Source organism: Cryobacterium sp. 10I1 (genome assembly GCF_035019805.1).
GTDB lineage: Bacteria > Actinomycetota > Actinomycetes > Actinomycetales > Microbacteriaceae > Cryobacterium > Cryobacterium glucosi.
In genome coordinates this window covers 1-26,940 of the sequence record NZ_JASJVF010000020.1, presented here as the reverse complement: position 1 = coordinate 26,940, position 26,940 = coordinate 1, and the positions used below count along the sequence as shown (strand labels likewise).

At 67.8% G+C, this 26,940-nt stretch carries 28 protein-coding genes, 1 tRNA gene and 2 pseudogenes; 12 read left to right on the top strand and 19 right to left on the bottom strand.

The window, feature by feature from the left end; translation table 11 throughout:
- From QN345_RS03740 to QN345_RS03725, 4 genes and pseudogenes are all read right to left on the bottom strand, one after another.
- A pseudogene (locus QN345_RS03740) lies at positions 1 to 371 on the bottom strand (hypothetical protein); the annotation flags it as partial.
- A gap of 110 nt (positions 372 to 481) precedes the next feature.
- Positions 482 to 2,266, bottom strand: a complete 1,785-nt coding sequence (locus QN345_RS03735; RefSeq protein ID WP_134448762.1) for an APC family permease — start codon at positions 2,264 to 2,266, stop codon at positions 482 to 484.
- Positions 2,267 to 2,440: 174 nt separating this feature from the next.
- Entirely contained in the window at positions 2,441 to 4,060 is a 1,620-nt protein-coding gene (locus tag QN345_RS03730) for a carboxylesterase/lipase family protein (protein ID WP_322188748.1), read from the bottom strand.
- 115 nt (positions 4,061 to 4,175) lie between these two features.
- Positions 4,176 to 4,910, bottom strand: coding sequence for a flavodoxin family protein (locus QN345_RS03725; protein ID WP_134558640.1), 735 nt, complete (start codon positions 4,908 to 4,910; stop codon positions 4,176 to 4,178).
- An 84-nt stretch (positions 4,911 to 4,994) separates the two neighbouring features.
- Here QN345_RS03725 and QN345_RS03720 point away from each other — a divergent pair, with 84 nt between their 5' ends.
- Positions 4,995 to 6,380, top strand: coding sequence for an MFS transporter (locus QN345_RS03720; RefSeq protein ID WP_322188746.1), 1,386 nt, complete (start codon positions 4,995 to 4,997; stop codon positions 6,378 to 6,380).
- Positions 6,381 to 6,481: 101 nt separating this feature from the next.
- Positions 6,482 to 6,554, top strand: a tRNA-Arg gene (locus QN345_RS03715).
- 178 nt (positions 6,555 to 6,732) lie between these two features.
- On the opposite strand, the gene QN345_RS03710 is transcribed toward QN345_RS03715, so the two are convergent.
- Positions 6,733 to 8,196, bottom strand: coding sequence for an MFS transporter (locus QN345_RS03710; protein WP_322188658.1), 1,464 nt, complete (start codon positions 8,194 to 8,196; stop codon positions 6,733 to 6,735).
- 117 nt (positions 8,197 to 8,313) lie between these two features.
- Between QN345_RS03710 and QN345_RS03705 the strand changes: the two are divergent.
- A pseudogene (locus tag QN345_RS03705) lies at positions 8,314 to 8,928 on the top strand (TetR family transcriptional regulator); the annotation flags it as partial.
- A gap of 45 nt (positions 8,929 to 8,973) precedes the next feature.
- On the opposite strand, the gene QN345_RS03700 reads toward QN345_RS03705, so the two are convergent.
- On the bottom strand, positions 8,974 to 9,513 hold the full coding sequence (locus tag QN345_RS03700) for a cytochrome b (RefSeq protein WP_322188656.1): 540 nt from the start codon (positions 9,511 to 9,513) through the stop codon (positions 8,974 to 8,976).
- A gap of 288 nt (positions 9,514 to 9,801) precedes the next feature.
- On the opposite strand from QN345_RS03700, the gene QN345_RS03695 reads away from it, so the two are divergent.
- The gene (locus tag QN345_RS03695; protein WP_322188654.1) at positions 9,802 to 10,461 is read left to right on the top strand and encodes a class I SAM-dependent methyltransferase; all 660 of its coding nucleotides are present in this window, start codon (positions 9,802 to 9,804) and stop codon (positions 10,459 to 10,461) included.
- On the opposite strand, the gene QN345_RS03690 is transcribed toward QN345_RS03695, so the two are convergent.
- The 3 genes from QN345_RS03690 to QN345_RS03680 form a co-directional block, all read right to left on the bottom strand.
- The gene (locus QN345_RS03690; RefSeq protein ID WP_322188652.1) at positions 10,439 to 11,545 is read right to left on the bottom strand and encodes a DNA alkylation repair protein; all 1,107 of its coding nucleotides are present in this window, start codon (positions 11,543 to 11,545) and stop codon (positions 10,439 to 10,441) included. The two genes, QN345_RS03695 and QN345_RS03690, sit on opposite strands and share 23 nt — an antisense overlap.
- Before the next feature lie 160 nt (positions 11,546 to 11,705).
- The gene (locus tag QN345_RS03685; RefSeq protein ID WP_322188650.1) at positions 11,706 to 14,498 is read right to left on the bottom strand and encodes a cation-transporting P-type ATPase; all 2,793 of its coding nucleotides are present in this window, start codon (positions 14,496 to 14,498) and stop codon (positions 11,706 to 11,708) included.
- A gap of 64 nt (positions 14,499 to 14,562) precedes the next feature.
- Entirely contained in the window at positions 14,563 to 14,949 is a 387-nt protein-coding gene (locus tag QN345_RS03680) for an ATP-dependent DNA ligase (RefSeq protein ID WP_323508461.1), read from the bottom strand.
- A gap of 240 nt (positions 14,950 to 15,189) precedes the next feature.
- Here QN345_RS03680 and QN345_RS03675 point away from each other — a divergent pair, with 240 nt between their 5' ends.
- Entirely contained in the window at positions 15,190 to 15,606 is a 417-nt protein-coding gene (locus QN345_RS03675; RefSeq protein ID WP_322136979.1) for a PLD nuclease N-terminal domain-containing protein, read from the top strand.
- Here the strand turns inward: QN345_RS03675 and QN345_RS03670 are convergent.
- The 6 genes from QN345_RS03670 to upp form a co-directional block, all read right to left on the bottom strand.
- Complete coding sequence (locus tag QN345_RS03670; protein ID WP_322188647.1) at positions 15,550 to 16,500, bottom strand: DNA-3-methyladenine glycosylase 2 family protein; 951 nt, start codon at positions 16,498 to 16,500, stop codon at positions 15,550 to 15,552. The genes QN345_RS03675 and QN345_RS03670 overlap by 57 nt on opposite strands.
- A gap of 109 nt (positions 16,501 to 16,609) precedes the next feature.
- Entirely contained in the window at positions 16,610 to 16,780 is a 171-nt protein-coding gene (locus QN345_RS03665; RefSeq protein ID WP_166788304.1) for a hypothetical protein, read from the bottom strand.
- Positions 16,781 to 16,951: 171 nt separating this feature from the next.
- Positions 16,952 to 17,143 (bottom strand): DUF1918 domain-containing protein, encoded by a 192-nt coding sequence (locus QN345_RS03660; protein ID WP_134448813.1) that lies wholly within the window; start codon positions 17,141 to 17,143, stop codon positions 16,952 to 16,954.
- A gap of 45 nt (positions 17,144 to 17,188) precedes the next feature.
- Positions 17,189 to 17,656, bottom strand: coding sequence for a MarR family winged helix-turn-helix transcriptional regulator (locus QN345_RS03655; protein WP_241975294.1), 468 nt, complete (start codon positions 17,654 to 17,656; stop codon positions 17,189 to 17,191).
- A 307-nt stretch (positions 17,657 to 17,963) separates the two neighbouring features.
- Entirely contained in the window at positions 17,964 to 18,665 is a 702-nt protein-coding gene (locus QN345_RS03650) for a winged helix-turn-helix domain-containing protein (protein WP_134448772.1), read from the bottom strand.
- 567 nt (positions 18,666 to 19,232) lie between these two features.
- A complete protein-coding gene (upp, locus tag QN345_RS03645; protein ID WP_134448773.1) occupies positions 19,233 to 19,865 on the bottom strand; it encodes a uracil phosphoribosyltransferase in 633 nt (210 codons plus the stop codon).
- Between the two features lie 33 nt (positions 19,866 to 19,898).
- Between upp and tadA the strand changes: the two genes are divergently transcribed.
- Positions 19,899 to 20,378: a tRNA adenosine(34) deaminase TadA gene (tadA, locus tag QN345_RS03640; protein WP_206750881.1), complete on the top strand. Its 480-nt coding sequence runs from the start codon at positions 19,899 to 19,901 to the stop codon at positions 20,376 to 20,378.
- On the opposite strand, the gene QN345_RS03635 is transcribed toward tadA, so the two are convergent.
- On the bottom strand, positions 20,347 to 21,096 hold the full coding sequence (locus tag QN345_RS03635) for a glutamine amidotransferase (RefSeq protein ID WP_134448774.1): 750 nt from the start codon (positions 21,094 to 21,096) through the stop codon (positions 20,347 to 20,349). The two genes, tadA and QN345_RS03635, sit on opposite strands and share 32 nt — an antisense overlap.
- A complete protein-coding gene (locus tag QN345_RS03630) occupies positions 21,093 to 22,055 on the bottom strand; it encodes a cation diffusion facilitator family transporter (protein WP_134562045.1) in 963 nt (320 codons plus the stop codon). The genes QN345_RS03635 and QN345_RS03630 overlap by 4 nt, the downstream gene beginning before the upstream one ends.
- A 58-nt stretch (positions 22,056 to 22,113) precedes the next feature.
- Here QN345_RS03630 and proC point away from each other — a divergent pair, with 58 nt between their 5' ends.
- The 3 genes from proC (at position 22,114) to QN345_RS03615 (ending at position 23,720) form a co-directional block, all read left to right on the top strand.
- Positions 22,114 to 22,983 carry a pyrroline-5-carboxylate reductase gene (proC, locus tag QN345_RS03625; RefSeq protein WP_322188619.1) on the top strand — a complete coding sequence of 290 codons (870 nt, stop codon included), beginning with the start codon at positions 22,114 to 22,116 and terminating at the stop codon, positions 22,981 to 22,983.
- 68 nt (positions 22,984 to 23,051) lie between these two features.
- On the top strand, positions 23,052 to 23,498 hold the full coding sequence (locus QN345_RS03620) for an ArsR/SmtB family transcription factor (protein ID WP_134558651.1): 447 nt from the start codon (positions 23,052 to 23,054) through the stop codon (positions 23,496 to 23,498).
- 123 nt (positions 23,499 to 23,621) lie between these two features.
- Positions 23,622 to 23,720 carry a 30S ribosomal protein bS22 gene (locus QN345_RS03615; RefSeq protein ID WP_003792170.1) on the top strand — a complete coding sequence of 33 codons (99 nt, stop codon included), beginning with the start codon at positions 23,622 to 23,624 and terminating at the stop codon, positions 23,718 to 23,720.
- Positions 23,721 to 23,766: 46 nt separating this feature from the next.
- Here QN345_RS03615 and QN345_RS03610 read toward each other — a convergent pair whose 3' ends face one another.
- Positions 23,767 to 24,504 (bottom strand): HAD family hydrolase, encoded by a 738-nt coding sequence (locus QN345_RS03610; protein WP_134448778.1) that lies wholly within the window; start codon positions 24,502 to 24,504, stop codon positions 23,767 to 23,769.
- Positions 24,505 to 24,557: 53 nt separating this feature from the next.
- Here QN345_RS03610 and QN345_RS03605 point away from each other — a divergent pair, with 53 nt between their 5' ends.
- Positions 24,558 to 24,827, top strand: a complete 270-nt coding sequence (locus tag QN345_RS03605; protein ID WP_134448779.1) for a glutaredoxin family protein — start codon at positions 24,558 to 24,560, stop codon at positions 24,825 to 24,827.
- Positions 24,824 to 25,120: a Dabb family protein gene (locus QN345_RS03600; protein ID WP_134448780.1), complete on the top strand. Its 297-nt coding sequence runs from the start codon at positions 24,824 to 24,826 to the stop codon at positions 25,118 to 25,120. Before QN345_RS03605 ends, QN345_RS03600 begins: the two co-directional genes overlap by 4 nt.
- Positions 25,121 to 25,241: 121 nt before the next feature.
- Here QN345_RS03600 and aspS read toward each other — a convergent pair whose 3' ends face one another.
- Positions 25,242 to 26,570, bottom strand: coding sequence for an aspartate--tRNA(Asn) ligase (gene aspS, locus QN345_RS03595; RefSeq protein ID WP_198413453.1), 1,329 nt, complete (start codon positions 26,568 to 26,570; stop codon positions 25,242 to 25,244).
- A gap of 64 nt (positions 26,571 to 26,634) precedes the next feature.
- Here aspS and QN345_RS03590 point away from each other — a divergent pair.
- The coding region (locus QN345_RS03590) for a histidine phosphatase family protein (protein ID WP_323508460.1) at positions 26,635 to 26,940 on the top strand (306 nt) is incomplete at its 3' end.

Below are 26,940 nucleotides of genomic sequence, written 5' to 3'. Positions count from 1 at the left end.
AGCAGCCGGCCCACCCCGAGGAGCTTGACAGCATCGCCCTTGCTTGACCCAGACACGCTCTGCAGCAGGTCTTCCGGAGTCCGGAAGCCTTGCCGGGCCGCAAGGCCCTTCCCGCCGAGTTCCGGACGGGACCGCCGGGCCAGGGTCGCCGCGAACCACGCCGCCTGGGTGTCCAAGGCCCGCCGGGCTCCCGCGATCAACACGTGCCCCTCGAGCACCGCCTCGTCACTGAGAGTGTCGACAGCGGCGGACGAACCACCCAGCCCGGTGACGACATCCGCCATCGACCGCAACCCGCCGAGAACACCGCCCTGCACCCGTTCGCCATGCGGCTGATCGGGTGAAGCGGGTGACTCGGGACGGTTGATCATGCCCCCACGCTACGACCAACCACCGACACTCTCTGAGCATGGCTCAGGTCTGTGGAAGCTAACTCTGATCAGGTATCTGGTGAGGACAGGGTCGCTCGATCACCCGCCGGCTACTCGTCGTCGGCCTCGGCGCGCGGATGCCGTTTCGCGTCTGCAGGGGGGAGGTCGCCGGGCGTGCTGACTTCCTCGCCGGTCTCGGCGTTGACGGCGGTTTGGCCGGGCGGAAGGTTCGACAGGTCCGGCGCGATCATCGTCGGCATCAGCTTGGAGTCCGGCAGTCCGAATCGAGGAATCGACTCCGCTTCGGTTGTGGCGAGCACGAGGTCGTCGGACTGGCGCGGCAGGGTGCGGCCGCGGAAGAAATTCGGGTTGACCGCCCACCAGACCAGCATCACGACCACACCGAGCACCAGTGCGCCGATCCCGACGACGGCGACGGCGCCGATGCCGAAGATCGTGACGTTGTCCCCGTTATCGTCGGTGAGCCAGTCGACCGTGGCGTACTGCTGCAGCCCGTAGACGAAGGCCGCGGTCAGCATCAGGCCGCCGAGCAGTGGGAAGAGGCCCCGCATGATCACGTTCCGGAACGACGACCACATCGACCTGCGGTAATACCAGACGCACGCGAAACCGGTGAGCCCGTAGTAGAAGGCGATCATCAGGCCGACGGAACCGATCAGCGCCCCGAGCAGCTGGACACTGATCAGGGTGAAGAGCAGGTAGAACCCGATCGAAATGCCGCCCATGGCGAGGGTGGCCCAGGTCGGGGTGAGGTACCGCGGGTGGATCTTTGCGAAGCGTGCGGGCAGGGCGCGATAGACACCCATCGACAGGGCCGTGCGGGCGGTGGGCAGGATCGTGGTCTGCGTCGACGCGGAGGCCGAGGTGAGGATCGAGGCCGAGAGGAGGAGCATCGCGAGGTTGCCGAGGGTGCTGTCACCGAACAGCGCCGGCCCGATCGCGGCGAAGACGTCCGCCGAGTTCGCGTCGTTGCCGAGTCCCACACCGTCGGTGCCGACGCCCGCGAAGGCGACCGCCGCGACGGTCACGAGGGCATAGGTGCCGAGCAGGAGCAGGGTGCTGATGATGGCGGCCCGGCCAGGGGTCTTGCTCGGGTCGGCCGTCTCCTCGTTGACGGAGACGGCTGTGTCCCAGCCCCAGTAGATGAACACGGCGGTCAGCACGGCCGGGGCGATCACGCTGCCGAAGTCGAGCGTGAACGGGTTGAACCAGTCGAGCGTCGGGGTCAGCGAGTAGCTTTCCGCGCTCCCCGTGTACACGCGGATGAGCGCGAAGACGGCGAACATGATCAGCACGACAACCTCGATGCCCAGGAGCACGTACTGGATGCGGGCGGAGAGTTCGATACCGCGGTAGCAGATCCAGGTCATGATCACGATCCAGAGCACACCGGCGACCGTCGACCAGAACTGGTCGTTCGCGAGGTCGGCGACACCCGTCAGTCCGAGGTCGCCCATGAAGGTGAATGAGTAGGAACCGGCCACCTGTGCGAGGTTGGCCATCACGATGACGTCTGCGGCGATGATACCCCAGCCACCGAGCCAGCCGGTGATCGGGCCGAACGCACGGGTGGCCCAGGTGAAGGTCGTTCCGCAGTCCGGCTCCGCCTTGTTGAGCTCCTGGTATGCGACCGCGATGAGGTACATCGGGATGAAGGCGAGCAGCACGATACCCGGTGCCTTGACGCCGGCGAGAAGGGCTCCGCCGCTCGCGACGATGAAGCCGAGGCTCGCGGCGAGGCTGTACGCGGGGGCCGTTGACGCCATTCCGACGACGACGCTCGACAGCAGGCCGAGCGCCCCGCCTTTCAGCCCCTTGCTGTCGACCTGGTCGGAACGTTTCTCGCCGGCTTGGGACGAAGCGCTATCGGTCATCGGTACTCCCCACGTGAGGGCCGACCGGGGTCGGCAACAGGGCGGAACAGGACGAACGCGGTCCCTCAGCGGTGAGCGATCGTGATTGACACCGTTCTACCCCTGTTTCCCGCGGCCCGCACCTGCCCAATGTTCCGGTTTCGCATGTTTCTGGGCCGAGGGAGGGACCCGCGATCACCAGTCGGGCAGGAATTCCTGCCACACTGCCCGACGGTCCCCGCGGGGATCCGACTCGACGCGGTCCTCCGCATCGATGATCAGGGTCAGGCGGTCCTCCTCGGTGAAGCGGGGCCAGTCGGCGTCAGGACGGCCGGTGAGCGCGAAGTGCAGCCAGTTCCGGCGCATCCGCTCGCCCGCGTTGATGAAGAGCTCGCGACCGCCGAGCACGCTCATGATCCGGGCGACCGGCAGGTCGGTCTGGTCGAACAGGGCGAAAAGCTCGATTCCGTGGGTCGCGCCGAATCCGAGCATGTGCATCAGGCGCGGCGCGAGGTCGAAGCGGTAGACGTACACCGGCGCGACCCTGGAGTGCAGCTCCCCGAGCTGCAGGCTCGGGTACCAGAACACGAAGTCGCTGCCGAAATCGACCGAGCCGCGCAGCGGTGACAACCCCGCGTACACCGCGCGCATCGCCTCGTGTGAGCTCTCCGGTGCCTGGTCGAAGATGGCGCTGATCCGGGGAGCCGAATGCGGCAGGATGTCGACCCTGCCGCGGAAGAGGGTGCCTTCCCGCTCGTTGGAGCCGATGATGAGCGGGACCCGGTGTTCGCGGCCGGCGCGGAAGGCATCGACCGGGCGTTCCGGCAGGAAGTCGCCGTCGACGACGGGCACGAGGCAGAAGGTGCCCGGGTTCGAGTCCGGGGTCCGGGTCTGCACCGCGATGACAGCCTGGGAGATCACGTCGGCGGGTGCCATGGCGAGCAGCTCGTCCGGGGCCAGGCCGACCGCTCCGGCGTCGGCTTCCGTGAGCGTCCGCAACTCCTCGACGACCTCCCCGGCCCAGGCATCCGTGAGTTCCCGCGAGAACGCGGCGTTGGACGGCGAGCTCTGGGCGATCGCGCGCGCGAAGAGCCCCTCGGCCGCCGGCGTCGCCATCAGTGTGATGACGGCGTTCCCTCCCGCCGATTCCCCGAACACGGTGACGTTGTTCGGGTTCCCGCCGAAGGCGCGGATGTTGTCCCGCACCCAGCGCAGGGCGGCGACCTGGTCGCGCAACCCGAGGTTGCTCTCAAAGGGGTGGTCCGGCGTCGAGAATCTGGTGAAGTCGATGTAGCCGAGCGCCCCCAGGCGGTAGTTGAAGCTCACGTAGACGACGCGGCCGCTGCGCACGAAGCGCTCGCCGCGGCCGGTGAAGTCCTGGGAGGACCCCACGCTGTACCCTCCGCCGTGGATGAACACCATCACCGGCAGGCCGAGCCGGCGCGGGTGCCCCGCGGCCGGGCGCATGACATTGATCGTCAGGCAATCTTCCCCTGAGGCGCTGCGCGGCCCGTGGGCCCGAAACTGCCCGCGGTGCGGTTGTGAGGCGATCTTCCCGAACCTCGAGGCGTCACGGATGCCTGCCCACGATTCCACAGGACGCGGCGCCCGGAAACGCCCGTCGCCGACCGGTGGCGCCGCATACGGGATGCCGCGCCAGGCCAGTATCCCGTCCTCGTGCACTCCGCGCACGATCCCGCCGCTGACGCGGACGTCGAGCCGGCCCCGGGGGAGCGAGACGGAGCGAAGGGGGGCTCCCAAACCGGGGCCGGGGCCTGGATGCGGTTCATCGTCGAGGGTCACTGCTGTGGACATGCGCTCCTCCTCGTGGGAATCTTCTGGAGTTGTCTTGGTCCTTCGTGTGGGTGGTGGGTCTGGGTCTGGGTCTGGGTCGGGGTTCTGGTGGGTTCTGGTGGGTACCGGGTTCGGTTCAGCGGTACTCGGGGTTGGGCTCGAAGCCGAAGCGCTCGCCGGAGTCCCAGTCCTTGCGGAGGTTCCCGTAGGCGGGGAAGCCGCCGTTGGCCTTCAGGATCGCCGCGAGGTGCATCAGGTTCCAGGTCATGAAGGTCGTGTTGCGGTTGGTGAAGTCGTTCAGGGGGCCGCCGGACCCGGCGTCCAGGTAGCTCGGACCCGGCCCGATCTCGCCGATCCAACCGGCGTCCGCGGCCGGCGGGATCGAGTAGCCGATGTGCTGCAGGCTGTAGAGGATGTTCGACGAGCAGTGCTTCACGCCATCCTCGTTGCCGGTGATGATGGCGCCGCCGACCTTGCCGTAATAGACGTACTGGCCCTTGTCGTTGAACTCTCCGCTCATCGCGTAGAGGCGCTCGATCACGCGTTTCGTCACCGAACTGTTGTCGCCGAGCCAGATCGGGCCGCCGATCACGAGGATGTCCGCCGTCTGCACCTTGTCGAAGAGCGCCGGCCAGGCATCCGTCTTCCAGCCGTGCTTGGTCATGTCGGGATAGACGCCGGTCGCGATGTCGTGGTCGATCGCCCGGATCGTTTCGGCGTAAACGCCCTGCTCGTGCATCAGGTTCATGCTCAGGTCGATGATCGCCTGGGTATTGCTGGCTTCGGGGCTCCGCTTGAGCGTGCAATTGATGAACAGGGCACGCAGCCCGGAATAGTCGTAGGAGGCCTGGGTATTACGGCTCGGGGTCATGGCGCCAGTGTTGCACCCGCTCCGCGCACCGGCTACCCCGGGGCGCGGGTTCACTTCGTCCGGGATCCGGGGTTAGATTGCCGGGTGACTCCTCGCGAACGCCGCATCCTGATCGTCGCCGTCCTCTCCTCCTTCGTCGCGTTCCTCGACGGTTCGATCGTCAACGTCGCACTCCCCGCGATCTCCCGCGAGCTCGGTGGCGGCCTCACCCTGCAGCAGTGGGTCGTCGACGGCTACCTGCTCTCCCTCGGCGCCCTCATCCTCGTGGCCGGCTCGCTCTCGGATACCTTCGGCCGGGTGCGCGTTCTGCGGGTCGGCCTGATCTGGTTCGGGATCACTTCTCTCGCGTGCGCCGTCGCACCGTGGGGCGCCGCCCTCGTCGTCGCGCGGATCCTGCAGGGCGCTGCTGCCGCCCTTCTCGTCCCGAGCTCCCTCGCGCTCATCACCTCGACGTTCACCGGTCCTGCCCAGGGCCGGGCGATCGGCGTCTGGACAGGCTGGACCGGCATCGCGGGCATCGCCGGGCCCGTCCTCGGCGGCGTCCTGGTCGACACGAGCAGCTGGCGGCTCGTGTTCGCGATCAACGTGCTCCCGATCGTGGCGACCCTCATCGTGCTCGCCGGAGTCCGGGAACCGGCGCGCACCGCACCGGCCGCCCGGATCGACGTCGCCGGGGCCTGCCTCGCCGTCGTCGGCCTCGGCGGTCCCGTTTTCGCGCTCATCGAGCAGGGTCGGCTCGGCTGGGGCAGCCCCATCGTGTACCTGCCGCTCGTCATCGGGCTGCTCTCCCTCGCCGCGTTTCTCTGGTGGGAGGCGCGCGCTCCGCACCCGATGATGCCCCTCGGCCTCTTCCGGGTGCGCAATTTCTGGGCAGGCAACCTCGCGACTGTTGGCATCTACGGCGCGCTGAGCCTCGGCTTCTTCACCTTCGCCGTCTACCTGCAACAGGTCGGCGGCCTCTCGGCGACGAGCGCGGGGCTCGCGGGCATCCCGGCGACCCTGATGATGCTGTTCTTCTCGACATTGTTCGGCGGGCTCGCCGGCCGGTTCGGCCCGCGACTCTTCATGACCCTGGGCCCGATCGTGGCGGGCATCGGCTTCCTGATCCTGACCCTGGCCGTTCCCCCGGTGGATGTCTGGCGCACCGTGATCCCCGGCATCGCCGTCGTGGGCCTCGGGCTCTCGATCACGGTGGCACCCCTGACGGGCGCCGTGCTCGGCTCCATCCATCCTGAGCAGGCCGGAATCGGCTCGGCGATCAACAACGCCGTCTCCCGGGTCGCCGGACTCATCATGATCGCCTTCGCCGGCACGATCGCCGGCGAACAGCTCGGCGTCGCCGGGTTCCAGCGGGTCCTGCTGGTCACCGCCACGCTCATGTTCGCCGGCGCACTCGTGTCGTGGCTCGGCATCCGCACCCCGAAGAGCGGGGCGGATGCCGCAGCGCCTGCGGCCAGGGAACCCGCCTGAGCGCGGCATCCGCGCCTCTCCCACCTGCCCTCGAACGGGAGGGGTCGGGAAATCTGTTATAGTTTCTAAGTTGTCTTCGCGAAGGATTTCGCCTGGCACATGCGCTCGTAGCTCAACGGATAGAGCATCTGACTACGGATCAGAAGGTTGGGGGTTCGAATCCCTTCGGGCGCACAGGATAAAACCCCCGCAATCGGTTCGATTGCGGGGGTTTTTCCTGTTGTGGAGCAGGTTGTCTGCCGGGCATCCCGATTCTCTCGAATCTGACCTCCTGTGCACGGTCTCCATGCGCCGACCGCCCGTTCGCGGCAGGTGACCGGCCCCTACGTGAGGACCGCAGAAACTGGCGTGGCTACCGCTGGGAAGAGGCCGCTGATACCAGGTCTGGTTGGCCGCCTGCCTGTCGCTCACGCCGTGAGGGTGCGATAAGCGTGGCAACGATGGCGAGGATTGCGATGCCCGCGCAGAGCCAGAAGCTGATCGTGAATGCGTTGTCTGTGGGCAGGCCCTGTGCTGTGGTGTTCGAGGTGATGACGGCGGCGATCACGGCAGTGCCGATACTGCTTCCGATGGTGCGGGCGATGGTGTTGACGCTGATCGCTTCGCCGGTCTGGGTCGCAGGGACGCTCTCGATGATTGCGTTGGACACGGAGGCGAGTGCGAAGCCGATTCCCGCGCCGGTGAGGATCCCGGAGACGACGATCTGCCAGATTTCCTGGTGGGCGATTGCGGGCAGGAGGAACGCGACAGTGACCGCGAGTGCACCGACGAGCATCGGTGTCTTGGGCCCTACCCTGCGCACGAGCATTCCGGCGATCGGGCCGCAGATGACCATCATCCCGACGGTGGGGAGCAGGAACAGGCCGGCCTCAGAGACCGTTTTATCGAATCCATAACCGGTCGCGGCGGGCAGTTGCAGGAGGGTCGGGACGACGATGAACGTGCCGAACATGACGAATCCGAACGCGAGGGCGACGACGTGGGCGGTCCAGACGCCCCGGCCCTTCATCAGGCGCATGTCGATGAGGGGCTCGCGGATCTTCAGCTCTGTGAGCACGAACCCGGCCAGTGTCATTCCGCCGAAGACCAGCAGGCTGATCGTCGCGACCGACCCCCAGCCCCAGCTCCCGCCTTCTTCAATGGCCAGGATGAGCGATACCAAGGAGACGGACAGGATGGCGGCGCCGATGAGGTCCAGTCGCCCGGGGGTCTTCACCGGAGACTCCGGCATGCCGAAGATCACTCCGAGGAGAGCGATGGTGATGAGGATGGCGGGCAGCCAGAAGAGCCAGGGCCAGGACAAGGCTTGCACGATCGGGCCGGCCGCGACGATTCCCACACCCGCGCCTACGCCGCCGATCGCGGACAGCAGCCCGATCGTGACGCCCACGCGTTCTGGGGGGAGTTCGTCACGGACCACCCCGATCGAGAGGGGCATGATCGCTCCCGCCGCGCCCTGCAGGGCGCGGGCAACGATCAGCACGCCCAGGTTCGGGGCGAGTGCAGCCAGCACTGTGCCGACAAGCAGCAGGGACAGAACGATGATGAGCATTCGCCTCTTGCCGACCATGTCGCCGAGTCTGCCGAGGATGGGCGTCAGCACAGCAGCCGAGACCAGGTAGGCGGTCAGGATCCAGGATGCGTCGGCGGTCGTCACCCCGAGATCCTTCCCGATCGTGCCCAGGGTGGGAGCAACCAGCGATTGCAACACGGCGTAGGACAATCCTCCCAAGGCCAGGTAGGTGACGATCAACGTGGCGTTCGGGTGCGTGCCCTCCACCGTCGTCCCGCGGTTTCCTGCTTGCGTTTCTGACATGACATCTCCCAATGTAAACGTGTGCTTACTTTTTAGCCTAGCCCAGCCGGCACAGAAGTCAACGCAGGTTTACCTCGGGGTGGGCACGCTGTACGGTGGAGGAGAGGGAAGGATGACATGGTCGCCGCTGCACCGAAGAAAGTAGACGCCTCTGCTGCGCTGCCCCTGGCGGCGGACGGCGTCAGGCTGCGCAAGGGGGATGGCACGCGGCAACGCCTGTTGGAAGCCGCACGGCACCGGTTCGCCCGCGACGGCTACACGGCGACGACCGTCAGGGACATCGCTGCGGATGCCGGCGTGAACGTGGCGCTCATCAACAGGTACTTCAGCTCGAAGGAGGGCCTGTTCGAGGCCTGCGTGACCTCAGCGGGTCACGAGCTCGGCCGGCACGATGGAACGGATACGTCGGTGGACGCGATCGTCCGCACGATGGTCCGGAATATCACGGACGCGCCGAGCGGCACGCAGACCGTGCAGTTGTTGTTGTTGTTGCGAACCTCGGGTGATGAGCGGGCGGATCGTCTCCGTCGCGACATCCTTCGGTCCTTCGCGGAACAGATGGCCACCGCGACCGGCTGGACGCCTGACGGGGACAACTCCGACACAATCCTGCTTCGGGCCCAGCTCGCGCTCTCCGCCGCCCTGGGTATCGTGCTGTTGCGATCAACCACTGAGATGTCGCCCCTCAATACGGCCAGCAGTGAGGAACTCGGCCGCCCGCTTGGTGAACTCCTCAGGCTCCTGCTCTCTCCTCCTGGCGAAGTTCTCGCGGGAGACTCACCGAGCGGAGCGGCCGATGCCGATCCGAGCCAGCACACGCTCCTTGCGGACAAGTTGGTGCCAGAGCGCAGCACCGATGTGGCCGAGACTCAGGAGGAGGAGGAGGCCCGCGGCGAGACCGTGGATCGGGAAACCGGGCACTGATTCGAAGTCGGGGAGTGCCACTGTGACGCCCCCGAGGAGGGGGAGGGCTGTCCCGGAGATGAGAAGTGTGGCGATGCCGCTCGCAAACGCGGCGAAGAGCGCGAGGTAGAGCAGGACGCGGAGACTGAGCTCGGCGACCCGTTCACGACGCCGTTGGCCTGCGAATGCTGCCGGACGTCGATCGACAACCAACCCCCAGATGACCCGGGCGATCGTGATCGCCAGGAGGGTGATTCCGAGCACCACGTGGACGCGTAACAGGCCGGATCTGGTTTCGCCCTTCACGAGTCCCGCTGACAGGACACCCGTCACGAGCATTGTCAGGATGACGACGGCGCTCACCCAGTGGAAGCTGGCTGCGATCGTGCCGTACCGCGTTGCCGTGCTCTTCATTGCCAACGTGCGACCTTTCCGAGCGCTGTTCCCGACGGGCTGATTCGACATGAGCCTAGGCTCGTGTGCGCAAAATGTCAACAGGCGCTTACTTTTTTAGGTTCGAGCCTGCGGTCCACCGCTGCCGCCACGCGACAGTGGCAGGATGGTCTGGTCTGGTCTGGTCTGGTCGGGTCGCGGTGTCGCGGTGCCGCGTCGGTCCTGGGTGGATGCGCGGGTCGCCCGTCTTCGGTGCCCCGACCAGTTCGTCGAACGCACGGGGCCGAACATCGGAGAAGGAGGTCTGCCATGACACACGAGGAACACCCGTTCGGCCGCGACTACTGGGAGGAGCGTTACGCCGCCCCCGGTCTGGCGTGGAGCGGCGACCCGAACCCCGTGCTCGTCGCCGAAGCGACCCCGCTCGCACCGGGCCGCGCCCTCGACATCGGCAGTGGGGAAGGCGGTGACGCACTCTGGCTGGCGATGAGCGGGTGGCACGTCACCGGTGTCGACATCTCCACGAACGCGCTCGACAAGGCACGTGCCCGGGCGGAGTCCGTCGACGGACCCGCCGCGGCGCGCATCCGCTGGGAGCAGCACGACCTGACGTTCTGGTCGCCAGAGCCCCGCTCATTCGACCTCGTTACTTCGCAGTTCATGCACCTGCCCGAGAGCGCCCGAAGCGTGCTCTTCCGGGCCCTCGCGGCGGCCGTCGCGCCGGGCGGCACGCTGCTCATCGTCGGTCACGACGTCTCCGACGCTGATGCCGGCGAGCACCGGGCGCACTTCCGCGAGCTGATGTTCGGGGTCGACGACGTGCTCGCCGCGATCGACGGCGCGGAACTCGAGGTCGAGGTCGCCGAATCGCGTGAGCGGGAGGCGCCCGCCGCCCACGACGGCGCGACCCCCGTGCGCGACGTGGTGGTCAGGGCGACCCGGCCGGTCAGGCCTCCGGCAGCAGGATGAACGGCGTCCGGCCGTGGGTCACACCGTTCACCTGCAACTCGACGGCGTGCTCTCCGGGGTAGTAGCGACGGGTGGTGATCGCCCGGAGCGAGTGCCCCTTGGCCAGCAGCACGACCTCGCCGGGCTCCAGGGTCAGGGTCGTGAGCTTGAATGTCTTGCCGGTGAGGGTGCCGTTCGCCTTCTGGTGGTGCAGGACATAGTCGACGGCCAGCCGGGTGGACACACGGGCGTTGTTGCGGATGCTTGCGGTGAAGTCGACCGTTCCGCCGAACGCCACCTTCGTCTCGGCCAGCACCGGGCCGGCCACCGTCACATCGGCCGCATGGAAGCCGAGCTGGGCGAGCGCGGCAGGATTGCCTCGCTTCACGAGGGTGCGCAGCGCGTGCCGCACGAGCCGGGCGGTGTGCCCGTCCGGCTCGGCGAGCCACTCGGCCGTCGTGGCGACCGCGAGCTCCGGCTGCTGCCTGCTCAGGTCGTTGAGATGGTTGGCGACCGACCGGCGCACGGCCTCGTCATCGTCGCGGTAGAGCGCGTGCAGGATCGGCAGGGTCGCGGTCGGCTCGGCGAGGATCCCCGGGACCCGCCGAGCCCAGGGCAGGAACGGCCGGGTGCCCTCGGTCGCGAGCCTGCGCACGTCGACGTCGGTCGAGGCGGTCCAGCCCAGCACGACCGGGAGCGCCCGCTCGAGGTCGTGGTCGAGGAGTAGCCGGATCGCGAACTCGGAACTGAGCCGGCCGGTGAGCTCGGCGAGCATGCCCAGGGCGTCGTCGAAGGCGGCATCCGTGCCCGCTTCGATGCCCTTGACCGCGATCGCGGTCGACACCGGCCAGATCAGCCAGCCGGTGAACGGCGCGGTTCCCGACGCGGCTGCGCGGATGGTCGCGGCGAATGAGTCGTAGCCGCCCGGCAGGTCTGCCAGCAGGGCGTCACGCAACAGGTCGCTCCGCTCCCGCAGTGAGAGCGGGTCGAGCGCTTCCGTGGCTGCGCGCAGCGCGGTGAGCGGCGCGTGCGGTGTGACGGCCTGGATCGCCGCGGTGAGGGCGACCGCGGTCGGCACTCCGATGAGTTGGTCGGCGAAGGGCATGGGGCTCCTGGTGCTGGTGTAGCGGTGTACCCCTCCAGCGTGCCAGATTGCGGTCGCGCCGAACACCCCGCCGGTTTCTTCCGTCCGCGCCCGAAACGGCGGGCGCGGTGTGCCGAAACCAGCGCGGGCGCGGTGCCGGTCGCGGTGAGAAGCGGATGTCTCAGGCGCGGCCGGCGTCCGCGCTCGCACCGCGGCGCCGAAGGGCAGCAGCCCCCTCCCGGATCCCGAGGAACACGATCGCGGCACCGAGCACGAACGCCCAGTCCAGGACGCCGAGCCCGCTCGTGCCGAAGAAGCCCGCGACCACCGGCACGTAGACGATGACGAGCATGATCGTGATAGCGAGGGCGACTGCATACCAGAACGAGGGGTTGCTGAACTGGTACCTCGTGAAGAACCCGTGCACGCTGCGGCGCTGGATGATGCTGACGAGCTGGCAGACCATGATCGTGACGTAGGTGATCGACATCGCCTGGGCGAGCGGCAGAGCGGGCACGGTCTGGCTGAACGGGTCGATGCCGTTCCGGTCGTAGAACAGCAGGTAGTTCGTGATGGCGAAGATGCCCATCAGGGCACCGCACCAGAGCACGTCGACGATCGACCGTCCGTTCAGGATCCGGGCGCGGGAATCCCGGGGCGGGTCCTTCATCGTCTCCCCTTCGGCGGGGTCCTTGCCGAGCGCCGCGATCGGGAAGATCTCCCCGAGCAGGTCGATAGCGAGGATCTGCAACACGTTCAGGGCGAGGGGTACGCCGAACAGGGAGGCCAGGGCCAGGCTCGCGGTGTTGACCACGAACTCGGCGATGTTCGAGGTCAGGCAGCTGAGAACGCCCTTGGTGATGTTGCGGTAGATCGTCCGTCCCTCGGCGATCGCGTTCACGAGGGTTGCGAAGCTGTCGTCGAGCAGCACGATCTCGGCGGCCTGCTTGGCCACATCCGTCCCGGAGGCGCCCATCGCGACCCCGATGTTCGCATGCCGCAATGCTGGCGCATCGTTGATGCCGTCGCCGGTGACGGCGACGATGTGCCCGGAGGCCTTGACGAGGTCGACGATACGCACCTTGTCCTCCGGCGCGACCCTGCTGAACACCGTGCCGCCGCCGAGTGCGTGACGGAGAACCTCGGCGTCGGGCATCGCCGCAAGCTCCGCGCCGGTGACGATGCTCAGCCCGTCGTCGCCAGAGAGCCCGGCCTGGTGTGCGATGGCCTCGGCCGTGAGGGAGAAGTCGCCTGTCACGATGTTGACCTTCACCCCGGCTGCGAGCACGGTCGTCATGGCGGCGGGGACGGCAGCGCGGATCGGGTCCTGCATCGAGACGAGTCCCAGGATGGTCAGGTCGCGTTCGATGACATGGATGTCCCTGCTGGCGGCATCCGCTTCGGTGAGCACCCGCGTCGCGAAGACGAGGTTGCGGAGTGCGCGGCCCGCCTTCTCGGTGTGCCGGGCGAGCAGGGCCGCCCGGTCGGCGTCCGTGAGCGAACGCACGGCGGTGCCGTCGTCGATCAGGGTGGCCCGGGCGAGCAGGCTTTCCGGGGCGCCCTTCGCGTATGCGGTGAGCACTCCGTCCGGGTCCCTGCGGATGCTGGTCATCAGTTTCCGGGTGGAATCGAACGGCAGTTCGTCGATCTCGGGGCAGCGGGCGCGCAAGGCGTCGAGGTCGATTCCGGCCTTGCCGGCCGCGACCAGGAGCGCGCCTTCCGTCGGGTCGCCGAGGATGCGCCAGTCGTCGTCCCCGGCAGGGGCGACCAGGCGGGCGTTGTTCGCGAACACCCCGACGGTGAGGAACGCGCGCAGCCGGGCCGTTGCCGTGTCGCTCCGGGATTCCGGCTCGAAGACGCCGATGGGCGCGTAGCCGATCCCGGTGACCCGGTAGTCGGCGCCGCCGACGACGAGTTCGCTGACCGTCATCTCGTTCTTGGTGAGCGTGCCGGTCTTGTCGGTGCAGATCACGTGCGTCGCCCCGAGCGTCTCGACGGAGCTGAGCTTCTTGACCAGGGCGTTCTGCCGGGCGAGGGTACCGGCCGCGGCGGCGAGCGCAGTGTTGACTTCGGCGGGCAGCCCCTGCGGGATGAGGGCGCAGGCGAATCCGACGGCGAAGAGCATCGCCTCGCGGAGCGGAAGCTCGGACTGCACGGCGATGACAAGCACGACGAGAGACACCACGGCGACGCCATAGCTGACGTACTTCGCGATCTTGCCCGTCTCCACCTGAAGTGGGCTGCGGGTCTGCGGGGCCGACTGGCTGAGCCGGGCGATTCGGCCGAGCTCGGTGTGCATCCCGGTCGCGGTGACGAGTCCGAGCGCCTCACCGGTGGCGACGCTCGTGCCCGCGAAAGCCAGGTTGTGCCGGTCCGCGAGCGGCACCTCGTGCGGGATCGGCCGCGCGTGCTTCCGGGTCGGGTCGCTCTCCCCGGTCAGGGCGAAGTCGTTGGTGGAGAAGGCGGTGGTGTCGACCAGTCTCACGTCGGCGGGTACTGAGGCGCCTTCGGTCAGGCGCACCACGTCCCCGGGCACGAGCGCCCGGGATTCGATCTCGGTCAGGGCGCCGTCCCGATAGACCTGGGTGGTCGGGTCGACGAGCCTTTCGAGCGCCTCCATGGTCTTCTCCGCGCGGTTCTCCTGGACGAAACCGATCAGGGTGTTGAATCCGACGAGTGCGACGAGGACGCCGGCGGTGCCCAGGTCGCCGAGGAACCCCGTGATGGCGGCGCTCGCGAGGAGCAACACGATCATCCAGTCGGCGAACTGGCGCAGGTAGCGCCTCAGCGTGGATTCCTTCCTGAGGGTGACGATCGCATTGCTGCCCGCGCGGATCCGCCGCTCGTCCGCGGCGCCGGTCGTGAGGCCGGAGCGGGAGCTCCCGAATGCGCTGAGCACCTCATCAGCCGTTTCCCGATAGATCGACGCGGCGGGGTCAGCAGAATCGGCAGGGTGGAGCTGCGGCAAGCTCATGGACCAAGGCTACGCTTCGGCCCGGGCGGCGGATGCCGGCGCCCACCGGCCGGGGCGTCCGCGCTCAGTCTCCGCGGGCGGTGGTCTCCTGCACCAGCGGGGCCGCGTGCACGAGGTATCCCTCCCCGCGTCGGCGGGGAAGGGAAGCCTGCCGCGGATCTGCGGCGACAAGGGAGTCCTCCTCCCCGGTCACGACCAGACCGGCAGAACTGTTCGCCGATTCGCTCAGGCAGTGCAGCCATCTCTCGTTGATGCTCGGGGCGTGGCCGCCGGAGAACCGGAAGTAGAGCGGAATCGACGGGTTCAACCACGCCGAACTGTGACCGCCGGATTTCCCGACATCGGGCCAGGAGAGCAGGAAGCTCTCGCCCCTGCGGAGCTTCTGCACGATCACGATCTGCAGGTGAGCGAGAATCCGATCGTCGAAATCGACGATCATCCCCTTGTACATCAGATATCCCATGGCGCGCCATTCCGGATCGGCCTGAGGCCCAGCGCCATCGATGTCGCCTCGAAGCATATTGCCCAGTTATACGCGTGAGAATTCGTCACTACAACCAATTAAGCGAGCTTCTAGGCAACCTTCGGATCAGGGGAAAGACGGCGTGGCAGCGCGTGAGGGCGGGGCCGGTGGACCGGGCGTACGCTGTGCTCGTCGGCTGCCGCAGAGGGTGCCAACGGGGAGAATCTCATGACACAGGCCAGGAAGAACGTCGCGAAGCGATCGGCACGGAAACGGGCCTGGAGCGACCTCAGCCCCCGGGAGCAGACCGGGGTCCTCGTCGCCGGGTCGGTGCAGCTGGCGCTCGCCGCGACAGCATGGGCAGACCTTGTGAAGCGGCCCGCCGCACTCGTCAACGGACCCAAGCTCCTGTGGGCCGCCATCATCGGACTGAACTTCGTCGGGCCGATCGCCTACTTCGTCTGCGGCAGGCGGAAAGCACCCTCGGCAGGACCAGTGCCGGCAGCGGTCACCGTGCCCGCGGCGCCTTTGGCGCCCGCGGAGCCCGACGCGAGTCCAACGCCCGCACCGACACAGTCCGAGTCCGCCTCAGTGACCCCTGTGGTCGACGAAGGCGAGCCGGGGCCCGTGCCGGGGCTTGCCTAGGCTCCCCGAGGCCTCCAGCAGGCGGACGACCCGGTAGCGATGCGGCTGCCAGATGCGCATCGCGGAGACCATGAGCGCGTCGTCGAAGTCCGCGTCGAACAGGGTATGGCCGATCGCCCCGGCGAGGTGGTAGTCCCCGACCGAGAGCGCATCGGCGTCGCCGAACGCCCGCTGGGCGACTTCCGCCGCCGTCCACTCGCCGATCCCCGGCACCGCCCGCAGCCGCGCGCTCGCCTCGGCCGCCGACAGGTCGCTCGCCGCTTCCAGCTGCCGCGTCACGGCGAGGCAGACCATCACCGTGCGGGACCGCATCGGGTCGACACCGGCCCGATGCCACTCCCACGAGGGAATGAGCTGCCAGGCCCGTGCCGAAGGCGGCACGCGCATTCCGGCAGGTGCCGGGCCGGGAGCAGGTGTCCCGTGCGCGCGGACGAGGGTGCGGAACGAGGCCGTCGCCTGCAGGCTGATGACCTTCTGTTCGAGGATCGCGGGAATGAGCGATTCGATGACCCGCCCGGTGCGGGGGATCCGCAGGCCGGGCCAGCGCCGGTGCGCATCCCGCACGAGCGGATGCTGCGCCTCGAACCCCGAGGGATCGTCGCGCTCCCCGAGAAGTTCCGGTGCGTCCTCGACGGCCTCCCTCGCGCCCTCGCCCCACGCCTCGCAGCGAAGCTCGGTCAGGCCGGACTGGGTCAGGCGCAGCGTCGCGGGTCCCGATCGGGTGAGCGTCGTGCGCCACACGGCACCGTCCTGGCTCACCTGGAAGGTGGGGTCTGTCCGGCCCCGGCGCCAGCGGGAGAGAGTGAGCCCGACATCCGTCGGATGGGCGGGCTTCCACCGGCTCGAGCAGTCCGCCGCCCCCGGTGCGTTGTCAGGTCCCGTCGCTGTGCCCACCCTGACAGCCTAGGGACTGCGTACGACACAGGGGCGTTCCCGGAGGCTCACTGCGCTTCGGGTGCGCTCCGAACCCCGGACCCTGTTCCTTCGAACACCCGGTGCCGGGTCAGTGCGCCCCGACCGTGAGGTGCTGCTTGCGAATCGGCTCGATCCGCACACTCGTGCGTTCGCAGCCCGAGCACTTGAGCACGTAGAGCGGCAGGGTGACCTGCTTCGCGTGCGCGGCGTTCGGCGTGAGCTGCGCCGGCGAATGACAGAACGGACACGTGATCAGCATGGTTGGGTCCCCTAATCCTCTTACCCGCCACGGTTTGTAACGTGTACTTCAACGGTAGCTCTCGAAACCGGCCGTGGTACCCCCTAGACGGATGTGACGAAGTATGTATCCAAACCGAAACGTATGCCGGGTCCCGGGTGCAGGCGCGCCGGCCGCCGGTTCTCAGCGGTCTCAGTCCGTGTCGGAGCGCTCGACGACGAAGTCCGTGCCCGGGTAGACGACGCTCTGGTGGCCCTCGCCGAAGCGGACGAGGTACGGCGGTTCGCCGTCTGGCCCGCGGACCTCGATGATCTCCCCGTGCTTGTCCGGTGTCTCGACCGTCCGGCCGCGAATGATGATCCTGTCGCCGATGATTGCGTGCATGGTCACGAACCTCCTGCGGCTCACGCTACGCCGGGGCGGCGGTTCTCAACAGGGCAGGTCCTCCGGCGGCGGGCAACCCGCCGGCCCGATCCGGAGCCGGTCGCACAGGGATGTGAGCTGCTCGAGCTCTTCGTTGGAGAGGGCATCGCCGAAGCGGGCCGAGATCGACCCCATGTGGTCGACTGCGACACTGCGGAACAACGCGTACCCGGCATCCGTCAGCTCGACGATCGCGCCGCGCCCGTCGTTCGGGTCGGTGAGTTTGCGGATATACCCGCGCGAGGCCAGGCGATCGATCAGGCGACTCACGCTCGGCTGGGTGAGCAGCACGTGCTGGTTCAGGTCACGCAAGCGGATGCGCCGGTCCGGCTCCCTCGAGAGGTTGAAGAGCACGTCGTACTCGTTGAAGGAGATCTCGCGGGACGGGAAATCGCTCGCGAGGCTGCGCATGATCGCCACCTGCGCGCGGAAGAGCGACTCCCAGGCGGATACTGCGGCCGCTCGATCCGTCACCGGTCCTCCTCAGTCGTGTCTTCCCAGACTAGAGAATCTACGCCAACCCTCGCTGCACGCCTCTTGGCGAATTCGCAGAAAGAATACAGCCGCACAGCTAGCTTTCCGTTACCGGTTCGTTATATATTCGTTGTGCGTCAACCGTTTGCTGTGGCGGAAGACGCGAAATGTGATTGCAGGACACTCTTGGTGCAAGGGAAGAGGGTCGGTCGTTAAGCCTCTACGACCGGCCCTCAATCACGTTAACGGCCCGTCCGCGTCATGAACCCGCCGCTCGTCGCGCATCGCGCACGGCCGGGGAGAAGGCCTAGAAGATGTCGGGGCTCGGCGTCGTCGACTGGCGGATGGAGACATCCGCGTGACGGTCGAAGCGGTAGCCGACGCCGCGCACCGTGCGCACGATGTCTTCGTAACGGCCGAGCTTGGCGCGCAGGCGGCGCACGTGCACGTCGATGGTGCGCTCGTTGGGCGCGTCGTCCTCATCCGCGGCATCCCAGAGCTTTTCGATGAGTTCGGCACGCTCGATGGTGCGGCCCTCACGCAGCACGAGGTACTGCAGGAGTTCGAATTCCTTGTAGGTCAGCGCCGCGGTCTCGTTGTCGAGCACGACGCGCTTGCGGGAGATGTCCACGACGACGCCGCCGGCGGCGCGGTCCGGGTCGGCCACCGTGCGGTGGCGGGCCAGGGCGGCCGGGTCCTGGAGGGCGAGGCGCACGACGTCCACGTCGCGACCGCCGGCACCTGCCGGCGCGAGCGCCACGGCGGCGTGGGTTTCCGCGTTCGGGGCGAGTTCCTCGGTGAGAGCCTTGAGCGCCTCGACGATGCGGTGCAGCGAGGTGCCGGCCGCGGCGGCCTTGGCCTCGTCGATGCCGACGTAGAGGACGAAGCCGCGGGCCTCTGTGCCCTCCGGCACGGCGCGGATGCGCGGAGCAGCGGGGGCAGGCGCAAGGGCGAGTGCCGGGCGGGCGTTGTGGATGGAGCGGGCGGTGTCAATGTGTGCGAGCGACATGGCAGGAGTCCTTGGGAATGATGATGCTGGGGTGAACCCGGCGCTCTGCGCGGTTGTGGGTTCGACAATGGCCGTTGCGACCGGGTGCGGAGCGTACGAAAGGCTCCGGGAGTTCAACCGACTGACTCAGAACCGCTCAGTGCAGAGGCACGGGGTGCTACTGCGCGGGGTTCGGAGGCGAGAGGGGAACTCGGCGATGATGTCGCGATTCAGCGGCACATTCGGCAACACTCGGCGCGCATGCCGGGCATCATCATGCCGGCATTCCCAAGGGCCTCGAGGGAGGTCAGGGGGCGGTGAGGGGTTGTCATAACTGTGAGTAAAGCCCACTGTTACGGCGTGTGTCAACTTTGTGACGCAGGAAGCCAGGAAACCTGCTGCATCACGTTCGCCCCGGTCGGGTCGAACGGGAGGATCCGTGCTCGATGGGCACTTCATCACATGTTCCTCGATGGAAAGGCACTTCATCAAAGATTCGTGAAAGTACTGCGCTGCGACGCCCGTGTGTCGCAGGACCTGCGTGTTCCGCCGGCGTGGTCGCAACCGGCGGAACGGGTGGACTGTGCCCTAGACGAGTCCGTACAGACGGTCGCCGGCGTCGCCGAGTCCGGGAACGATGTAGCCGAGCTCGTTGAGGCGTTCGTCGACGGCGCCGAGAATGATCGACACCTCACGACCGGGGAACGCCGCCTCGACGGCGGCGAGACCCTCTGGCGCCGCCAGGATGCAGATGGCGGTGACGTCGACGGCGCCGCGGTCGAAGAGGAACTTGATGGCCGCGATCAGCGAGCCTCCGGTGGCGAGCATCGGGTCGAGCACGAAGCACTGGCGGTCGGAGAGGTCGTCGGGCAGGCGCTCGGCGTACGTGGTCGGCTGGAGGGTTTCCTCGTTGCGGGCCATTCCGAGGAAGCCGACCTCTGCGGTCGGCAGCAGCTTGACCATGCCCTCGAGCATGCCGAGGCCGGCGCGCAGGATCGGCACGACGAGCGGCTTCGGGTCGCTGATCTGCACCCCGTGGGCCAGCCCGACCGGGGTTTCGACGGTAATGTCTTCGACCCGCACCCCGCGGGTTCCCTCGTAGGCGAGGAGCGTCATCAGCTCCTCCACGAGGGAGCGGAAGAGCGGTGAGGAGGTGCGTTTGTCCCGCAGAACCGTCAGTTTATGGGTGATGAGCGGATGGTCGGCTACATGGACTCGCATAGGCTCAATCTACTAGCTGGGGGAGGTATCCGGATGGGCGAGCAGGCTCGCGAGCACCGCGAATGGATGCGGCTTGCCCTCCGGGAGGCCCGCGCGGCCCTCGAGACGGGTGACGTCCCGGTCGGCGCGGTCGTAATCGATGCCTCCGGTGTCGTCGTCGGCCACGGCCGCAACGACAGGGAGGCACGGCAGGACCCGACCGGTCACGCCGAGATCGTCGCCATCCGGGCCGCGGCCGCCGCTCTCGGCGACTGGCACCTCACCGGCTGCACTCTGGTGGTCACGCTCGAGCCCTGCGTGATGTGCGCCGGCGCGATCCTGGCCGCGCGGATCCCGGTCGTCGTCTTCGGCGCCTGGGACGAGAAGGCGGGAGCAGCGGGCTCCGTGTACGACGTGCTGCGCGACCGCAGGCTCAACCATCGTGCCGAGGTCTACGCGGAGGTCGACGCCGAGGAGTGCGGCGCCCTCCTCCGGGAGTTCTTCAGCGATCCAGCCCGTCGAGCCATTCGCTGAACAGCGCGCGGGACGCATCCTGCATCGTCCCGGCGTAGAGGTCGCGCTCGGCGCGCAGCGTTTCCGGGTCGAGGCCGGCCGCGGTGACCTCCGCGGCGGAAGCGCGCAGCCAGACCTCGTGCATGGCCGGCGTCACTTCGGGGTGGAACTGCACCGCGAGCGCCCAGTCGCCGATACCGAACGCCTCGTTGCCGTACTGCGGCGAACCGGCCAGGCGTGTCACGCCCTCCGGAAGGTCGAAGGTGTCGCTGTGCCACTGCAACACCGGGACGCCGGCCACGTGGCGGAGCGGCCCTGTGGCGCCGAGGCTCGTCGGTTCGACCGTGCGGAAGCCGATTTCGTTGGTCGGCCCGGGGTAGACCCTGGCGCCGAGCGCGTTGGCCATCAGCTGCGCGCCGAGGCACACGCCGAACACCGGGCGCTCGGCGGCGAGCCGGTCCTGCAGGATCGTGATCTCCCGGGCGAGCGCCGGGAACCGGTCGATCTCATACGCGCCCATCTCCCCGCCGAGCACGACGACGAGGTCGGCGGAGGTGGGGTCGATCGTGCTGAGGTCGTCGCTGAGGATCTCGACGTAGGTCACGGAATAGCCGTGCTCGTGGAGCACGGGCTCGAGGTTGCCGAGATGGATGGTGGCGTCGTGGCGCAGCACGAGTGCCGTCCGCGTCCCAGCGACCGGTGCGGCATCCGTCGCCGGCGCGGCAGGCACTGCGCTCATTCCCGGCCCCGGATGATGATGGTGTCGGTGAGCGGGCCGTGCTGGCTCGGGTCGTGGAACACATCGGGCTCGAGATAGATCGCGCGGGCGCTCGGCATCGCCGCCCGCACGCGTTCCTCGATCACGTCGATCGACGCCGCGACATCCGAGAAGCGCAGCTCGGCGTCGAACGCGAGCTTCGCGGCCACGAGCAGTTCGTCCGGCCCGAGGTAGAGCGTCTTCATGTGGATGATGCGCTGTGTCTCCGGGCCGTTCAGGATCGCGCGCTGGATCGTCGCCGTGTCGGTGGGTCGGGCGCCCTCGCCGACGAGGAGGCTCTTCGTCTCGATGCCGAGCACGATCGCGACGAGCACGAGGAGCACACCGATGCAGATGGTCCCGATCGCATCCCAGATCGGGTCGCCGGTGACGATGGTCAGGCCGACGCCGAGGAATGCGAGCACGAGGCCGCTGAGCGCCGCGACGTCTTCGAGCAGCACGACGGGCAGCTCGGGGGCCTTGGCGTGGCGGATGAACTGCACCCAGGTCTCGCCGCCCCTGGTGTGGTTCGACTCCTTGATCGCGGTGCGCAGGGAGAACGACTCGAGGCCCATCGCCACGAGCAGCACGAGGATCGGCAGCCACGGCACGTCGAGGTGGTGCGGGTCCTGCAGCTTCTGCACCCCTTCATAGAGCGAGAAGACGCCGCCGATGGAGAACAGGATGATCGAGACGACGAAGGCGTAGACGTAGCGTTCGCGCCCGTAGCCGAACGGATGCTCCGTGTCGGCGTCCTTCCGCGACTTGCGGGCTCCGAGCAGCAACAGGAGCTGGTTGCCGGAGTCGGCGAGGGAGTGCACGCCCTCCGCGAGCATCGACGACGAACCGGAGAACGCCCAGGCGATGAGTTTTGTCGCGGCGATGCCCAGGTTCGCACCGAGTGCAGCGATGATGGCCTTGTTCCCCGAAGATGCGCTCATGCAGCAATTCTAGGAGGCCCCCGAGGCTGCGAAACGCCCCGAAAAGTAGACTGGCTGCATGACCGAGACTGCCGCCACCGCGGTGCCCCCCGCCGTCCTGCCCACCATCGCGTTCCTCGGAGCCGGATCGATGGCGCGTGCCGTCCTGACCGGGCTGCTGACCCCCGCCGTGACGGTCGAGGGCGGCATCCGGGCCACCAACCGCACCGCGGAGAAGGCGGCAGAGCTGCACGACCTGCCCGGGGTCACCGCCTGGGCGACCGCGCTCGATCCGGACGCCAACCGCAAAGCGGTCACCGGGGCGCGCATCGTCGTCGTCGCCGTGAAGCCGGCGATGGTGCCCGACCTGCTCCGCGAGATCGCGTCGTCCCTCGCGCCGGGCACCCTCGTGGTGAGCGTCGCGGCCGGCGTGACGATCGCCACGTTCGAGGCGCTGCTGCCGGCATCCGTCGCCGTGATCCGATCAATGCCCAACACCCCTGCCCTCGTCGGCAAGGCCGTGACCGGCCTGAGCGCAGGCAGCCGTTCCACGGCGGCCGACCTCGACCTGGCCAGGGCCCTGTTCGGCACCGTCGGTTCGGTGCTCGTCGTCCCGGAGGACAAGCTCGACGCCCTGAGCACGATCAGCGGCTCCGGCCCGGCATACGTGTTCTACCTGATCGAGGAGTTCACCCGCACCGCCATCGACAAGGGGTTCACGGCGGAGGAGGCCGCGATCCTCGTCAACGGCACCTTCCTCGGTGCGAGCACCCTCCTCGCAGCAAGCCCGCTGTCGCCGGGCGAACTGCGCCGCCAGGTCACGAGCCCGCACGGCACCACCGAGCGCGCGGTCTGGGAACTCGAGAAGGGCGGCCTCAAGGAGCTCTTCGACCGGGCGACGGATGCCGCACTCGCCCGGGCGCGCGAACTCGCCGCCCCCACCGACTGACCCTGTCCCGGACAGCCGTTGCGGGCCCTTCCGTAGTATCCCTTCGTGGGAATGACTAGCCTAAAGGTATGGCAGACATCTTCGGCGTGGTGGCGGACTCGACTCGACGCGAAATATTACGCATTCTCCTCGAGCGATACAACCAGTCCGGGGCGGTCGGCGGCGAGCTCAGCGTGTCTGACATCGTCGTGCAACTCGGCCTCAGCCAGCCGACGGTCTCCAAGCACCTCAAGGTGTTGCGCGAGGCGGGACTCGTCGGCGTACGTGAAGCAGGGCAGCACCGTTATTACCATCTCGACTATGCCCCCCTGGAGGAGATCGAAGACTGGCTGATCCCATTCCTGAGCGTCGATTTCGATGCCGCAACGGAGGAGGAAGCCGAAGAGGCCGAGGGCCTCAAGGAAGAACAGCGGGCGTTCGCGACCGCGATCGGCAAGGTCTTCGCCGATACCTCATTCCAGGTCGCGCATGCGGTCAAAGACGTTAAACCGCGCAAATGGCGGAAGAACGAATAGAACAACCAGCAGTACTCGACCGGCAACCGCCGACCGAGCGTCGAGCGTCGCGCTTATCCGCTAGACTGGCACTTTCGTGTCTGTCGCGAATCTCGCGGCGAAATCAAATCTTGTGAGGTCCGTGTGGGTTCTGTAATTAAGAAGCGACGCAAGCGTATGGCGAAGAAGAAGCACCGCAAGCTGCTTCGTAAGACCCGCCATCAGCGTCGCAATAAGAAGTAGGACGGCTTAGCCCGTCCCCAAGCGTGAGCGTTAGGTCCTTCCGGGCCTAGCGCTTTTTGCTTGTGCGGACCCGGTTCGCGCGTGCCGCCCGGCGGATGCTCGCGCGCTTCATCCGCATCACGGGCCAGTCGCGCGCCGCCGCATACCGCGCGAGCGCAGCGTCCGGGTTGACCACCACCGGGTGGCCGACGAGGTCGAGCAGCGGAATGTCGTTGTGGGAGTCCGAGTACGCCCAGCAGTCGGCGAGGTCGACGCCGCTCGCCGCGGCGCGTGCCCGTGCCGCCTCGGACTTCAGGGCGCCGTGACAGACCCCGGCGGTCAGCCGACCCGTGAAGATGCCGTCGTCCGCCTCGAGCACGGTTCCGAGCGCGCCCGTGAAGCCGAGGCGCTCGGCGATGACGTCGGCGACCTCCTGAACGCTCGCGGTGAGCAGCCAGACCTCGTGGCTGTTCTCGAGGTGCCGTCTGGCCACCGCGACCGTCTCCGGCCAGAGCCGGCGGGTGAGCTTCGTGTCGAAGATCTCTTCGCTCAAGCGGATGAGCTCGGCCTGTTCGAATCCCACGGCGACCTCGAGGGCACGCAGCAGCACCGTGGAGAGGTGATCGCGGTTCTCGCCGACCGCGAGGAACCGGGCCTGCTTCCAGCCGAAGGAGGTGATGTCCCTGCGGGTGATGATCCCGCCCCGCCACGCGGCGACGCCCAGATGATAGAGGCTGGCCCCTCGCATCAGGGTGTTGTCGACATCGAAGAACGCGATGGCGCGCGGGGGAGTGGCTTGGAACATCTCCCTTGGAGTCTAGTTGGGTCACCATGCCGTCCCCGGCTTAGGCTGGGTGCATGGCTACTGCACTGCTCACCCTGATCGGGAAACCCGGATGTCACCTGTGCGACGATGCGCGTGAGCTCGTCACGGGTGTCGTCAGGACCCTGGACGGCACGCCGGGAGCGCCCGAGATGGCCATCGAAGAGCGTTCGATCCTCGACGACGCGGCCCTGAGCGACCTGTATCTGGAGGACATCCCCGTGCTGATGATCAACGGCACGGTGCACAACTACTGGCGGATCGATCCCGACCGCCTCCGCACGGCCCTTCTGGCCGTGAAATGATCCGGCACGTGGTGTCGTGGCGGCTCGCCGCGACCGAGCCCGCCGCACGTGCGGCCGATGCGGCCGCCATCGTCGAGCGCCTCGAGGCCCTCGTCGGCGTCGTCCCAGAGATCCGCACCCTGCAGGTCGGCACGGATGTCGTCGGGAACCCCAACTGGGACGTCGTGCTGATCGCGGACTACGAGGACCTCGACGCGCTCGCCCGCTACCAGGTGCACCCGGCCCACGAGGCCGCCGCGGCGTTCATCCGCTCCGTCGCCGCCGAGAAGGCAGCCGTCGACGTCCAGTTCTGACCCGTGCGGTTCTGAGCCGGCCGGAAACGCCGAAACGCAGGAGCTCCGGGCTGCTGAGGCGGTGTGAGCCTCAGGGCGCCGGAGCTCCTGCGTTTCGTTGTGCCGCTTGGACCCCGGCGGCCTACGGCTCGAGACGGGTCGGGCCGCGGAACAGGTAGGTGACCTCGCGGATGCTGGCCTGGTGCAGCATCAGCATCAGCACCCGGGCGAGGCCCATGCCGAAGCCGCCGTGGCTGGGAACGCCGTAACGGAAGAAGTCGAGGTAACCGCCGAGCTCTTCCGGGTCGAGGCCCTTCTCGATCGCCTGGGCGGTGAGCACGTCGATGCGGTGCTCACGCTGCGCGCCGGTCGAGATCTCGGTGCCGTTGAAGATCAGGTCGTAGCTGTTGGTGATGGTCTGGTCGTTCTCCGGACGCATGTGGTAAAACGGGCGGATGCTCGCGGCGTAGTCGGTCAGGAACACGAACTCGTGGCCGTAGGTCTCCAGCACGTACGCGGCGATCTGGCGCTCGCCCTCCGGGTCCATGTCGTCGTCGTCGCGCGGCACCTCGTAGCCGCGACCCTTGACGATCTCCTTGGCCTCGGCGAGGGGGATGCGCGGGAAGGGCTGGGTGGGAACCGTCACCTCGACGCCGAACAGGGCCAGGACTTCTTCGCCGTGCTTGGCCTTGACGGCCGTGAAGCCGGCGACGAGGAGCTCCTCGTGCAGCTGCATGACGTCTTCGTGGCTGTCGATCCAGCTGATCTCCGCGTCGACGCTCGTGAACTCCGTCGCGTGACGGCTCGTGAACGACGGGTCGGCGCGGAACGCCGGTCCGACCTCGAAGACCTTGCCGAAGCCGGCCGACTGGGCCATCTGCTTGAAGAACTGCGGGCTCTGCGCGAGGTAGGCCTTGGTGTCGAAGTACTCGACCTCGAAGAGTTCGGCGCGGGACTCGCTCGCGCTCGCCATCAGCTTCGGGGTGTGCAACTCGATGAAGTCGTGTTCGATCCAGTACGTGCGGAGTGCGTGCTCGAACGTGGTCTGGATGCGGAAGATCAGGTTCTGCTTCGGCTGGCGCAGGTCGAGGAAGCGCCAGTCGAGGCGCTTGTCGAGGCTTGAGTCTGCGGCGATCGGCGTCTCGGGGATGGCGGCGGTGACGACCGTAAGCGTCGCGAGCTTGATCTCGATCCCGCCGAGCTTGACCCGTTCGTCGTGCTTGAGCTCACCGGTCACGGTGATGAAGCTGCCCTGGGCGAGCGTGGAGATCGTGGAGGCCGGCTCGTCGGCGACGACGGCACCGTCGGCATCCGTCGTGCGGGGGTTCACGAGCTGCACGGCACCCGACTCGTCGCGCAGCACGACGAACTGCACCTTCTTCTGGTCGCGGACCGTGTCGACCCACCCCGAGACCGTCACGGTTCCGTTAGAGAGGGCGGCCAGGTTCTTGATCAATACGCGCGAAGTCACCGGATAAGTTTAGCGGCACCGGCTCTCGGCTAATTCATGGGCACCTCCTCCGTAGAATGAGCGGGTGGTAGCCAGCCAGATCCATCTCGTCCGTCACGGTGAAGTGTTCAATCCTGAGCGCGTGCTGTACGGCAGGCTGCCCGAATTCCGGCTTTCCGACCTCGGCGCCGCCATGGCGACCGCCGCTGCCGTCGACCTCGTCGAACGCGGCCGGCCGGTGCGCCGGGTCATCGCCTCCCCCCTGCAGCGCACCCGCGAGTCCGCGGCGCCCATCGCCGCGGCCTTCGGCCTGCCCGTCGAGATCGACGAGCGCATCATCGAGCCGACCAACAGATTCGAGGGTAAGCGGATGTCGGGCGAGCACGGCGCC